This is a genomic window from Gammaproteobacteria bacterium (assembly GCA_027296625.1).
Taxonomy (GTDB): Bacteria; Pseudomonadota; Gammaproteobacteria; order JAKEHO01; family JAKEHO01; genus JAKEHO01.
The window spans coordinates 1-11,986 of record JAPUIX010000116.1 but is presented as its reverse complement, the minus strand read 5'-3'; the positions used below and the strand labels follow the sequence as shown (position 1 = coordinate 11,986).

Below are 11,986 nucleotides of genomic sequence, written 5' to 3'. Positions count from 1 at the left end.
TGGGCCATTGCGATGATCGCGGTGTTGATCCCGACAACGCGACCGCGGCTATCCACTAACGGCCCTCCAGAGTTACCGGGGTTGAGGGGCACGTCCGTCTGGATGACATTTTCAATCAAGCGGCCGGATTGGCTTCGGAGTGCGCGACCCAATGCCGAAATCACCCCGGTGGAGACGGTGCTCTGAAAACCAAGCGGGTTGCCGATTGCGATGCCCAATTGACCAACCCGGAGAATGGCGGAATCCCCTAACTCGGCGAACGGCAGATCCGTGGCCTGTGCGCGTATGAGGGCAAGGTCAGTCGGTGGATCCGTGCCAATAATCTGAGCCGGGACGCTGCGCCCATCCGTGAGGCGGACCTCAACTGTGTCGGCCTGCTCCACAACATGGTTATTGGTGAGGACAAACCCATCAGGCGTGATAATGACACCCGATCCTGCCGCAACATCGGATGTACGGCGAGACCGGCTGCGCGTCTTGACAGCAATCGCGACCACCGCTGGGCCAACTTTCTCTACGACGTTAACAACCGCACGGGAATAGGCATCGAGGAGATCTTGGTCCCCGCGAACGTATTCGTCCGAATATGAGTTGCCGGGGCGATCCTGCTGGCCCGAGCGCCTGGTTACCGGTAACAAAACGATATCTGCGTTCAGATCGTTCATCGTGTTCGATACGTCCTATTCTCTGTCAAGTCGGAGCGATGCCACCGTGCCGATAACACCCACCAAAACAATCTCAGCTATGACGTAAAAAGCCGGATAGCCTCCTGTAAATCCCAATGTAACCAGGACAACAACGAGACCCGAGCGAACGGCAATGGTCGGAAGAATCATCTCCTTTATCCGCTTTCGATAGATTGTGAACGTGATATAGGAAAGCGCGAGCAACATACCACCCGCGACCCGCACCTAGGGCTCGTCTGTCGTGTTGAAACCGATCATCGGTAGAAGAGCATTAGGAAAAAATAGCAATGGTAACCCCAAAAATAATGTGTACGTCATCACATAGAGTTGCCATAGAAAGGATTTCTCCATCATTCAATCCTCCAAAATCGCACTATGAGGATTGGCCACGTCACAGGTGTATTAGAGCACCCACAGGTCCTTGATCAGACCGACCAACGAGCACTAGGAACGAGCGGCTGAAACCGTTGCCGATAACTCGACAAGCAGCGATCTGAATCGACCACTGCCCAACCGACTAACAAGCTGTTCTTGCGCCTTCTTCCACATTGGCAAGGCGCGACTCAGTACCTCTTTACCCTTTAGTGTCAATGTGATCGCCTTAGTCCGGCGGTCCCCCCCTGATTTGACCGAGATCAATCCCTGGTCTTGAAGTGGCTTCAGGTTGCGGGTGAGCGTCGTCCGGTCCATGCCAAGTTCATCAGCGAGACGCGACACCGTGACTTCACCGGCTAGGTAGCTTGCAAAGAGAATCGATAACTGCGTCACCCTCAGTCCCGTTTCTTGAAGGAATCCTTCGTAAAAGTGCGTGACCGCGCGCGCCGCCTTGCGCAAGTTGAAACAGGCACAGCTCGCCTGGGCCTCCTGACAATTGCTTAACATGTCTCGCATCTTCTTGGCCATAATAAGAGTATATACACCTTTTATCAGTGGCTGTCAAAAATTACTGTGCGATGATCTCTGCTTAATAGGGTCCTTCCCATCGAGCACGATTTGTGGGGTCAGCCATCCGCTGTTTTTCACCCAGGCACATGGCCATTGCTGTTAGCTTGGCGACAACGGGACTATCGATCTGTTGCCCATACACCCATCGAACCGCTGCCTCGATCTGCTCGCGCTTGTAGTCAGTCATTTCCACTGCTTCAAGGCTCGCCAGGAAATCGGATAGCGGAAACTCCTTGTTCCGTACCTCAGCCGTAACAAGATAGGCAGCGTGTGCGAAGTCCGTGCAGGCGTGTGGCAACATTCCGCCCTCGGTATATCCGGTGGGCAGAAGCAACACAACGGCTGCTAACAATGACGGGTAGTCCATTGTCAGCAAGTCTAAGAGTTTCATGGCAAGCTCTCGTTCAAAATTCGCGTTTTTCGATACCCTGATCCAGTGGCTTTCAGAACTGCGGGGCCGTGGGCAGGCCGATACCGGCAATCACCGGCATCGACCCTATCACGATCCTCACACACTCAAGTCTCAGCCCACATACCAGGGATGAAAACCGTTCAAGTTCCCCTGATCCTGCTGGTAGGCCTGCGCATTTTCTCCAACAGCCTCGCTATCGACTCTGCCGTTAGTCTCCTGCAGGTACCAAGGCGTGATCTTTAGCTCTGCTGAACTTTCAATGACCTCATTCGACGCCGTATTGGCGTCACGAGCCAAGGGCTGAAAGCCGTCCGCTGCGAGCTCACTGCTTACGAGCGCGCCAGCGAGTGCCAGAATGGTTACAAAAATGTTATTTTTCATGATGCATCTCCTCAGTAAATGAAGTTAATCGTTAAAAGAACCGAGCAAACTGTGCTCGTACTCGAGCGGACCACTACGGTCCCATAAGGCCTCATCGCCATCCGCATTCAAGGCCTTATGGGGCGGCAGGAGTTCACCAAAATCTTCGATGGTCCAGACCACAAGTTCTTCGGGCTCCGCGCCTTCATGAGAAACCGCTTGATTGGCAATATTGATGCCACGACGGCCAGGGGCCGATGGGCTGCCTTGTCGCTTCGTGATGTTCATCTTAAGTAATCCTTTGAGTTATACCGTGTATATGCACTGATCGCCTCAAAAATAAGCCCCCAATAGAGTTTGCCCCGGAGGCCTTCAGAATTATGATATGTGTATATACACTAAAGTTGCCGGCATGTCAAGCTCGGTGGGCGCTGCACGGCTCCAGGAAACAGTAGCTCCACTGAGCGAAATAGAGAATTTTGCCTCCGGGATCTGTCTAATAGGCGTTGGGTCCGTTTGGCGCACATGTAAGGCAAGTGGACCGATCAATACGAACAACCTGTTACAGAGGAGGAGTAAGGATATGAGCACAACGACAAAGCTTTCCGGTGTCGCCATTGCTGTGGCAGCCGCCAGCCTGTTTGCGTTGGCCCCGGTATCCTCGGCCGTTGCCGCCGAGGAAGGCACCGTCCACTGCTACGGCGTCAACGCCTGCAAGGGCAAGGGCGCGTGTGCCACGGCAGATAATGCTTGCGGAGGCCAGAATGCCTGTAAGGGCAAAGGCTTTATCGAGGCAACCAAGGAGCAGTGCGAAGAACTCGATGGGCAGGTCGGCGATTAATCGTTTGATGTTATCTCAGCAGCATTGAGGGCCAGGCGCGTCCCGGTCATAAGATCGCGCCTGGCCTTTTTTAAATCTTCGCACTTCAATCACTATGGCGGAACCCGCTGACAAACCAAACCGGCCATATCTCGGGTTCGGGCTTGGACTGCGCCCGGATCACTACGAGGCCATATTGAGAGATCGGCCGGGTATCGATTGGTTTGAAATCCTCTCGGAAAACTACATGGTCCCGGGGGGCAAGCCCCTGTATTACCTTGATCGCATCCGGGCGCATTATCCCATGGTCATGCATGGCGTCTCGCTATCCATTGGCAGTGCTGACCCTTTGGACAGCGAGTATCTCCAGCAACTCAAGGAGCTTGCATCACGCATTGAACCCGCCTGGATCTCTGACCACCTGTGCTGGACTGGCGTAGGCGGGCACAACATGCATGATCTCCTGCCTCTGCCTTATACGGAATCAGCCATCGAGCACGTCGTCTCCAGGATTAATCACGTTCAGGATTACCTGGGCCGACAGATCCTCATCGAAAATGTAACCAGTTATGTGACCTATAAGAAATCGGAAATGACCGAATGGGAATTCCTCTGCGCAATCGCAGAACGTGCTGACTGTCTCATACTTTTAGATATAAACAACATATATGTGAGCGCCTTTAATCATGAATTCGATCCACACGATTATTTAAGCGCTATCCCGAGTCAGCGTGTCTATCAATTCCATCTTGCAGGACACGCAAATCACGGGAGCTACATAGTCGACACTCATGATGCATCAGTAATCGATCCCGTATGGGCGCTTTATGCAGCCGCCGTACGCCGTTTTGGGGCCGTCTCCACAATGATCGAACGCGACGATAATATCCCCCCGTTAGAAGAACTTCTTACGGAACTTAATCAGGCCCGTCGCATCGCCGGTGAAATAATGAAGGTAGCGGCGGCATGAACAATTTGCGGGAGCTGCAGGAATGCTTCCAGGACCATCTGTTACATCAGGGCGATCGAATCGTCGATCGGATTATCAGCACCAAAAAAGCCAGTGCGGCGACCCGACTTGCCATCTACTCGGAAGCCTATAGGCTTCGCCTCCTTGAAGCCTTAAAGAAAGACTATCCGGCGCTGAACAAGTTCATGGGAGACGAACAATTCGAGGAGCTCGGACGGGCTTACATTGAGGCGTATCCTTCCCGATCTCGCTCGGTTCGCTGGTTCGGCGCAACGATGCCAAAATATCTGCGCAGTACAGCTGCTTACGAGAGCCAACGCATCCTGACAGAGATGGCCGCCTTTGAATGGACCTTGGCGGAAGTCTTTGATGCGGAAGACAGTATAGTGGTGGCTGCGGAACAGGTAGCGGCGATCCCGCCCGAACGCTGGCCCGAAATGCGGCTTATGCTTCATCCCACCCTGCGGCGGCTCAATCTGCAGTGGAATGTCGTGCCCATTTGGAAGGCCATTACGAAGAACGATGCCCCCGATCCGCCTCAAGCAGCCGAATCACCCTTGGCCTGGTTGATCTGGCGCAAAGAGATGGAAACCCTGTTTCGATCACTTGCGGGCGACGAAGCCTGGGCCATTGACGCCGTTATCGACCGCGGAACCTTCGGTTCGATTTGTGTGGGCCTTTGCAGATGGGTTGGCGATGACAGAGCCGCAACGCGTGCCGCATCACTTTTGAAAGGCTGGGTGACCGCAGGTTTGATCACAAGGATCGACCTCAGCCCGTAGCGGCGCGCCTGTCCTTGCCAAGCGCATTCCCAATCTGATTTTAACGCCCTTTCCCTTTGCAAGTGGAAGATGCCCATAAAACAGACAGGCTGTTACTGCTCTACGTTCACCTATCCGTTTCGGAACACTTAGCGGGACGGGCAGAGCTTTGGAGGTAAGCAAGCAGTACAGAGATAGCCGAATGACTTCAAAGCATGGCAATTTCATAAGATGTTTGATTATCCTCTTCCCTATTGGCTTATTTCGCTAGTTGCAACGCTCCTTTCCCTTGCAGGCTGTGGGAGTGTTTCCTACTACGTCCAGTCACTCAATGGTCAGCTTGAGTTGTTGGCAAATCGCGAAGCTATCAGCACCGTCATCGACGATCCGGACACGCCTGGGGAACTTAAACAGCAACTTGAATTGGTGCTTCAGATGCGACAATTCGCAAGTAACGAATTGAGCCTGCCAGACAATGGCAGTTACAAGAATTATGCCGATCTCAACCGGGAATACGTTGTTTGGAATGTCTTCGCCGCACCCGAGTTTTCGCTCGAACCCGTAACCTGGTGTTATCTGGTCGTGGGTTGTCTGAGCTACCGAGGCTATTTCTCAGAAGATAGCGCCGATGAATATGCAGAGTCGTTAAGAAAACAAGGCTACGACGTGTTTGTCGGCGGGGTCACCGCTTACTCGACATTGGGCTGGTTCGACGATCCGGTTCTAAACACGATGCTGCAGTGGAGCGATACACGCATCGCCAAAGTTATCTTCCACGAACTCGCCCACCAAAAACTCTACATTCGCGACGATACAGCCTTCAATGAAGCGTTTGCAGACACGGTTGCACAGGAAGGCGTATGTCGCTGGCTGGAAGCCCATGGTACGGCAAACATACAGCATCATTTTCATCTGGAGGAAGTTCGGGAAGCGCAGTTTGTCACTCTGGTACTCAAGATCCGGACACGGCTTGACGCATTGTATTCATCAGAACGCCTGCCAGTTGAAAAACGTGCCATGAAGGCAACAATTTTCGACGACATGCGCACAGACTATGTGAAGTTAAAGAGCCGTTGGAACGGATATGACGCATACGACAGCTGGTTTGCGAGCGACCTGAACAATGCGAAGCTCGCTGCAGTAGCGACCTATCGGGAATACATCCCGGCTTTTCAGACAATGCTCGAGGAAGCCAGTGAGAACCTTGAGACATTCTATCAACGCGCGGCGGCGCTGGGTGCGCTATCCGAAGGAGAACGCGACGCTAAACTTAATCGCATGCTCGCTAGGAGCCTACACCGCGCTGCCCCTCATAGGCCACACACTTCATCAGCCTCTGCACAAAGCTGTTATCCGTGCACCGACGGTTCATGCCTTGAAGTCTCCGCGCCACGGACGTATGGTTAACATTTTGTGATCTGCCTTTGACGATTGTCCGTGAATGCATGGCGCAACATTGCTTGTTGGCTCTCAAGGCACATGAGTTGCATTGTCGCAATACTTGTCGTGCTGCAGCTATCACCGCTCCCCGCTGTTTTTGCCCAGGGTACCGATGCGGAGATGTCGCCTGCGTCAGCCGCAAGGGATTGCCTGTTCGGACCCAGCGATGCGAATAGGACAATCCATCTGATTCCGGTTGTCCGATCCCCGGACTATTCGCAGAACCCTGCACAAAAACAAGCCCTGGGTAAGGGCGTATTTCTCGTTGCCAGCCGGAGTCTGGTTGACCCGAACTTCAGAAAAACCGTCATATTATTGACAGAATACGGTGAATTGGGGTCGATGGGGGTTATCATCAACCGGCCAACTTCGGTGCCTCTTGCCGTCGCTTTCCCCGAATTCACGATGCTGGCTAACCGTCCCGATAGCATCTACCTAGGTGGGCCGGTGCAGGTAAACAGTATCAGACTCCTAATCCGCGCCGACGATGCCTCGGAGGACGTCAAACACGTCTTCGGCAGCGTCTATCTCATTGACAACATGGATACGCTGACGCGTTTGTATTCGGCTGACCCACTAGACGATGCCCTGCATGTCTACGCTGGATATGCCGGATGGGCGCCGGGGCAGTTGGAAAGGGAAGTATTGCGCGGTGATTGGCATATCGTACAGGCCGATGCCGAGACGGTATTCGACAAAACACCCAATAGCATTTGGCCGGACCTTATTAAATTCCTATCCGGCCAGTGGGTGATGAACCAGCGCAACCGGCCGGTACAAGTGGGCGAGCGCGCCTCAGGGAGCCCCTTTCTCGTCACGTCGTTGGCGAAATAAAGGTCTTATGAGCCCGCGCTCGGGGACGGCGATGCCGGCTAGGTTCGCTCTAGTGGTCAGATTCGGGACCCCGGCCTAACAGCGCGAGATGTCCATCAATCTATCACTCTCAGCGCATCTTTCGGTGGCTGGCTCTTGATTGGGATGGCGACAATTGCACCGGTGGCGAGTGCCCCTGGCGATATTTCGGCATATAAATATAATAAGTTATTATTTATTGGAATAAGGGCCTATTGCTAAAATTGAGGGCTTTCCGCATAAAGCGGCTGAGCTCTGCAGCGAATGTGCCGAGGCATCCTAGATGACGAATGCAAGATTCAACATTAAGCAACTGGCCCAACAATACGACACAAAGGGCCCAGAAGAAATCCTGCGCTTAGCGCTCCAGCGCTTTGAGCATATCGCCATCTCCTTCAGTGGCGCTGAGGACGTAGTTCTAGTGGATATGGCAACAAAGATCAAAAAGGGGGTGCAAGTATTTTCATTGGATACGGGACGGCTGCACCCCGAAACATATCGGTTTCTTGAGCAGGTACGCGGCCACTACCGGTTGGCACTGGAAATGCTATCGCCCGATGCCGCCACCATCGAGGCGCTAGTAAGAGAAAAGGGCCTATTCAGCTTTTACAAGGATGGCCACAAAGAGTGTTGCGGGATTAGAAAGGTTGCGCCGTTGCGGCGCAAACTTAATACCCTGGATGCCTGGATTACTGGACAGCGAAAGGATCAGAGTCCGGGTACGCGAGCGTCAATTCCAGTGGTGGAAGAAGACCTCGCTTTCTCGACTTCTGATCACCGGCTCATCAAATTCAATCCCCTGGCTAACTGGTCCTCAGAGAAAGTCTGGCAGTACATCAAGGAAAATGACGTCCCCTACAACGAGTTGCATTCGAAAGGCTATATCAGTATTGGCTGCGAACCGTGCACCCGGGCGGTACTTCCTGGCGAACATGAGCGTGCAGGCCGCTGGTGGTGGGAAGAAGAAACGCTCAAGGAGTGTGGCCTTCACGCTATCAATGTGAACAAAGCAGCGAATGAATAGGCAATCTGAATAGGCTATCGCCATGCACATCACCATGATCACAAAAATCAAGCATGATGGCTCCCGGTGTCGGAAGTGTGCCGAAGTTGAAGATCGCCTGGAACGTCAAGGGCTATTAGGGCGAATCGATCGGATCGTGATAGCCGATGAACGGGATCCCGAAAGCGAAGGGATGCAGCTGGCCATGAGCCACAAAATTGAGCACGCGCCGTTTTTTATCGTCGAAGATGACAGCGGCTCAAAGCACATCTACACAGTTTACTTTCGGTTCTTAAAGGAAGTTCTTCACCACAAGGTCGCCGAGGGCGAGGAGTTAGCGGAGATCATAGAACAAAATCCAGATCTCGATTACATCTGATATCGCTGTTCTCGCCGGCCTAAACAACTGAACAGCCTCCGATGGCTCATTGAAATCGTTCAGTAATTCAGAAATTTCATTCCACCAAATAAATTGTCAATGTCCTCCTTTGAACGCGCGGCGATCGCCTGATCCACAACCTCCCGTTTTAGGTGGGGAGCAAAGAGTTCTATAAATTCATACATATACCCGCGCAGGATCGTTCCACGTCGAAAACCAATTTTGGTGGTACTTGGCTTGAATAGATGACTCGCATCTATCGCACGGAGTTCACCATCCATCTTTGGATCATAAGCCATCGTTGCCACTATTCCGACACCGAGACCGAGTTTTACATAAGTTTTTATGACGTCCGCGTCAGCCGCGGTAAACACGACGTGCGGTTCAAGACCTTTCGCCTGGAAAGCCTTATCGAGTTGTGAGCGGCCAGTAAAACCAAAGACGTAAGTAACGATTGGATATTTGGCAAGCTCTTCAAGTGTGAGATTGGTTCGACCTGCCAACGGGTGCTTATGGGGAATGATGACACTGCGATTCCAACGATAGCACGGCATCATGATCAGATTATCAAACAGCTCCAACGCCTCAGTAGCGATAGCAAAATCGACTGTGCCTTTAGATGCAAGCTCTGAGATCTGCATGGGAGTGCCCTGGTGCATGTGTAATGCAACTTCTGGATAGCGATTGATAAATTCTTGGATGATAGGGGGAAGCACGTACCGTGCTTGCGTGTGAGTCGTCGCAATTGACAGGCTGCCCCTTTGTTCGTCGCTATGCTCCTCAGCGATCTGACGAATGTTTTCCGCCTTGGACAAGATTTCACCCGCCATGTCGATGATCGCCTGACCCGCTGACGTGATCTCAGTGAGATGCTTGCCGCTGCGGTAGAAGATCTTTACGCCCAGCTCGTCCTCCAAAGTCCGGATCTGCTTGCTGATCCCCGGTTGGGAGGTAAAAAGGCTCTCCGCTGTGGCCGAGATATTAAGGTCGTGGCGGGCGACCTCCCAGATATAGCGCAACTGTTGCAACTTCACGGCAGGCCGGCTCCCTTATGCTTAAATAATATAAAAATATGCTTAATCATTCTTTTTCAGTATAGATTAGGCCCGCTACATTACAAGTCCGGGCGGGAATCATAAGGACCGCCATTCAGATAGAAAAAAACAATTCGCAATGGAAATCCTTTATACGATTGCCGGTTTTGTAGTTGGTTTTATCATCGGCTTGACCGGGGTAGGCGGCGGCTCGCTCATGACGCCGATCCTAGTCTTGGGTTTCGGAATCGCCCCTGCCATAGCCGTTGGGACCGATCTCCTCTATGCCGCCGTCACAAAATGTGGCGGTGTCTTTGTCCACAACAAACATCGCACGATCGAGTGGAAAATTGTGGGTTTGCTCAGTCTCGGCAGCGTACCAGCCGCGCTTGTTGCCGTTTGGCTGTTGAAGGCGTTGCAGGCGCAGGGTGTGAACTATGATGGATTGATTACATCGTCGCTCAGTATTGCCCTCATCCTCACGTCCCTGGTGCTTCTATTTAAGGCGCGACTCGTAGCGCTTAGCCAAGATGAGCGTCTTTCTACCATGCGTGCACTCCATCGGCGCTTACAAGCGCCGATGACGATTTTTGCAGGGGTGATTCTCGGATTCTTGGTTACGTTTTCGTCAGTTGGCGCAGGTGCTCTCGGGGCCGCTATTCTATTTTTTCTCTATCCACGACGACGCGCGATCTCCATCATCGGCACGGATCTCGCTCATGCCGTACCGCTCACTGCCATTGCGGGACTTGGTCATATGCATCTAGGTACGGTTGACTTCATGTTACTCGCGAGTCTGCTACTTGGATCACTACCGGGAATTTATCTAGGCAGCCACCTTGGGACCCAGCTCCCCGATAAAGTCGTACGCCCAGTGCTTGCTAGCATGTTACTCGTGATTGGGCTGCGGTTCGCATTGTAATCAAAGCCCAGAGAACCAAGAACGTTATCCCTCGATATCTCGGCAACGGGATAGAACGGATTTTTCGGCACCGAGCATTGGAGAACGACGCTGATGCGTGTGTAGTCGCGTATCTAATAGTGAGACTGTTTGGGGTGTTGCCTCTAAGAGACCTCAGAAATCCTATAATGCGTTTTCGGGCAAGCGGAATCGTTGCCGTGCCCAATCGTACACTCCGCGCTTAGTGCGGCGTTCGTTCGACTCCGGTATGAGTTCCCCGGTAATCCTCAATCATCGCCGCCATCTGATCTTTCAAACGCAGCTTTTCTTTCTTCATATTCTCAAGCGTGACATCATCTAATGGCGAGGTCCCGATATGTGCTTCGCGGACCCGCTCTTTAAGATCGCCGTGTTTCTCATATAGGCGCCTGAAGTCAGTATTTTGGGACAATAGGGATTCAACAATTTTCTCGTCGAACTCGAACATATTACCCTCCTGTGCTCATACTAGACTCATCACACATTTGTGGTCTTAGAATGTAATTGCGTTCTGTGACCACATAGGTATCCGCACATCAATTCAGCCCACTCATTCAGCTTTTTCCTGCAAAACACCGACCGAAAACTTGCATGAGCTAACACCCATGAAATAAAAAGCCCTTGCAGGTTGCCCTGCAAGGGCTGCTCGATTAGACGCCTGGCGGTGCCCTACTTTCGCATGGGAAGCCCCCATACTATCATCGGCGCTGAACGGTTTCACTTCCGAGTTCGGGATGGGATCGGGTGGTTCACATTCGCTATAGCCACCAGGCAAAACTACACTCGCCTCTGCCCGAAGCCTGTACTGACAAAACTCCGACGTCGGCAGAGAATGAAAATCTGAGAAGCCAAATAATGCGCTTCGGGATGTTATTACATTCGCAATCTTAACGGTTGCCGTTTCCACACCACTGACAATGTGGCCGACTTGCAACCTAACACCAAACTGCTTGGGTGTTATATGGTCAAGCCTCACGGGCAATTAGTACCGGTTAGCTTCACACATTACTGTGCTTCCACACCCGGCCTATCAACCTCGTAGTCTACGAGGGCCCTTCAGGGACCCGAAGGTCCAGGGAGACCTCATCTTGGGGGGGGCTTCCCGCTTAGATGCTTTCAGCGGTTATCCCGTCCGTACATAGCTACCCGGCAGTGCCACTGGCGTGACAACCGGAACACCAGAGGTACGTCCACTCCGGTCCTCTCGTACTAGGAGCAGCTCCCCTCAAGTCTCCAACGCCCACGGCAGATAGGGACCGAACTGTCTCACGACGTTCTAAACCCAGCTCACGTACCTCTTTAAATGGCGAACAGCCATACCCTTGGGACCGGCTACAGCCCCAGGATGAGATGAGCCGACATCGAGGTGCCAAACACCACCGTC

The 11,986-nt window shown here is 52.6% G+C and carries 16 protein-coding genes and 2 rRNA genes; 8 read left to right on the top strand and 10 right to left on the bottom strand.

Annotated features, from left to right (window positions below; all coding sequences use genetic code 11):
- The 6 genes from O6944_06610 to O6944_06585 form a co-directional block, all read right to left on the bottom strand.
- A partial coding sequence (locus tag O6944_06610) for a trypsin-like peptidase domain-containing protein (GenBank protein MCZ6718802.1) occupies positions 1–665 on the bottom strand: 665 nt, incomplete at its 3' end.
- A gap of 15 nt (positions 666–680) precedes the next feature.
- Positions 681–911, bottom strand: a complete 231-nt coding sequence (locus O6944_06605) for a hypothetical protein (GenBank protein ID MCZ6718801.1) — start codon at positions 909–911, stop codon at positions 681–683.
- A 219-nt stretch (positions 912–1,130) separates the two neighbouring features.
- Positions 1,131–1,568, bottom strand: a complete 438-nt coding sequence (locus O6944_06600; GenBank protein ID MCZ6718800.1) for a MarR family winged helix-turn-helix transcriptional regulator — start codon at positions 1,566–1,568, stop codon at positions 1,131–1,133.
- Positions 1,569–1,650: 82 nt separating this feature from the next.
- Positions 1,651–2,022, bottom strand: coding sequence for a hypothetical protein (locus tag O6944_06595; protein MCZ6718799.1), 372 nt, complete (start codon positions 2,020–2,022; stop codon positions 1,651–1,653).
- A gap of 132 nt (positions 2,023–2,154) precedes the next feature.
- A complete protein-coding gene (locus tag O6944_06590; GenBank protein ID MCZ6718798.1) occupies positions 2,155–2,424 on the bottom strand; it encodes a hypothetical protein in 270 nt (89 codons plus the stop codon).
- 24 nt (positions 2,425–2,448) lie between these two features.
- The gene (locus tag O6944_06585; GenBank protein ID MCZ6718797.1) at positions 2,449–2,691 is read right to left on the bottom strand and encodes a hypothetical protein; all 243 of its coding nucleotides are present in this window, start codon (positions 2,689–2,691) and stop codon (positions 2,449–2,451) included.
- A gap of 295 nt (positions 2,692–2,986) precedes the next feature.
- On the opposite strand from O6944_06585, the gene O6944_06580 reads away from it, so the two are divergent.
- From O6944_06580 to O6944_06550, 7 genes are all read left to right on the top strand, one after another.
- Positions 2,987–3,244, top strand: a complete 258-nt coding sequence (locus tag O6944_06580; protein MCZ6718796.1) for a hypothetical protein — start codon at positions 2,987–2,989, stop codon at positions 3,242–3,244.
- A gap of 94 nt (positions 3,245–3,338) precedes the next feature.
- Positions 3,339–4,193, top strand: coding sequence for a DUF692 domain-containing protein (locus O6944_06575; protein MCZ6718795.1), 855 nt, complete (start codon positions 3,339–3,341; stop codon positions 4,191–4,193).
- Positions 4,190–4,975, top strand: a complete 786-nt coding sequence (locus tag O6944_06570; protein MCZ6718794.1) for a DNA-binding domain-containing protein — start codon at positions 4,190–4,192, stop codon at positions 4,973–4,975. Before O6944_06575 ends, O6944_06570 begins: the two co-directional genes overlap by 4 nt.
- Before the next feature lie 210 nt (positions 4,976–5,185).
- Positions 5,186–6,361 (top strand): aminopeptidase, encoded by a 1,176-nt coding sequence (locus tag O6944_06565; protein MCZ6718793.1) that lies wholly within the window; start codon positions 5,186–5,188, stop codon positions 6,359–6,361.
- Between the two features lie 72 nt (positions 6,362–6,433).
- The gene (locus O6944_06560; GenBank protein ID MCZ6718792.1) at positions 6,434–7,228 is read left to right on the top strand and encodes a YqgE/AlgH family protein; all 795 of its coding nucleotides are present in this window, start codon (positions 6,434–6,436) and stop codon (positions 7,226–7,228) included.
- A 301-nt stretch (positions 7,229–7,529) separates the two neighbouring features.
- Positions 7,530–8,270, top strand: a complete 741-nt coding sequence (locus O6944_06555; GenBank protein MCZ6718791.1) for a phosphoadenylyl-sulfate reductase — start codon at positions 7,530–7,532, stop codon at positions 8,268–8,270.
- Positions 8,271–8,292: 22 nt separating this feature from the next.
- On the top strand, positions 8,293–8,628 hold the full coding sequence (locus O6944_06550) for a hypothetical protein (GenBank protein ID MCZ6718790.1): 336 nt from the start codon (positions 8,293–8,295) through the stop codon (positions 8,626–8,628).
- Between the two features lie 59 nt (positions 8,629–8,687).
- Here the strand turns inward: O6944_06550 and cysB are convergent, their stop codons facing one another.
- Positions 8,688–9,662, bottom strand: coding sequence for an HTH-type transcriptional regulator CysB (cysB, locus tag O6944_06545; GenBank protein MCZ6718789.1), 975 nt, complete (start codon positions 9,660–9,662; stop codon positions 8,688–8,690).
- A gap of 139 nt (positions 9,663–9,801) precedes the next feature.
- On the opposite strand from cysB, the gene O6944_06540 reads away from it, so the two are divergent.
- Positions 9,802–10,584, top strand: a complete 783-nt coding sequence (locus O6944_06540; GenBank protein MCZ6718788.1) for a sulfite exporter TauE/SafE family protein — start codon at positions 9,802–9,804, stop codon at positions 10,582–10,584.
- A 220-nt stretch (positions 10,585–10,804) separates the two neighbouring features.
- Here O6944_06540 and O6944_06535 read toward each other — a convergent pair whose 3' ends face one another.
- From O6944_06535 to O6944_06525, 3 genes are all read right to left on the bottom strand, one after another.
- On the bottom strand, positions 10,805–11,050 hold the full coding sequence (locus O6944_06535; GenBank protein MCZ6718787.1) for a YdcH family protein: 246 nt from the start codon (positions 11,048–11,050) through the stop codon (positions 10,805–10,807).
- A gap of 208 nt (positions 11,051–11,258) precedes the next feature.
- Positions 11,259–11,374 (bottom strand): 5S ribosomal RNA (gene rrf / locus O6944_06530).
- A 189-nt stretch (positions 11,375–11,563) separates the two neighbouring features.
- Positions 11,564–11,986: ribosomal RNA gene (locus tag O6944_06525) — 23S ribosomal RNA — on the bottom strand; the annotation flags it as partial.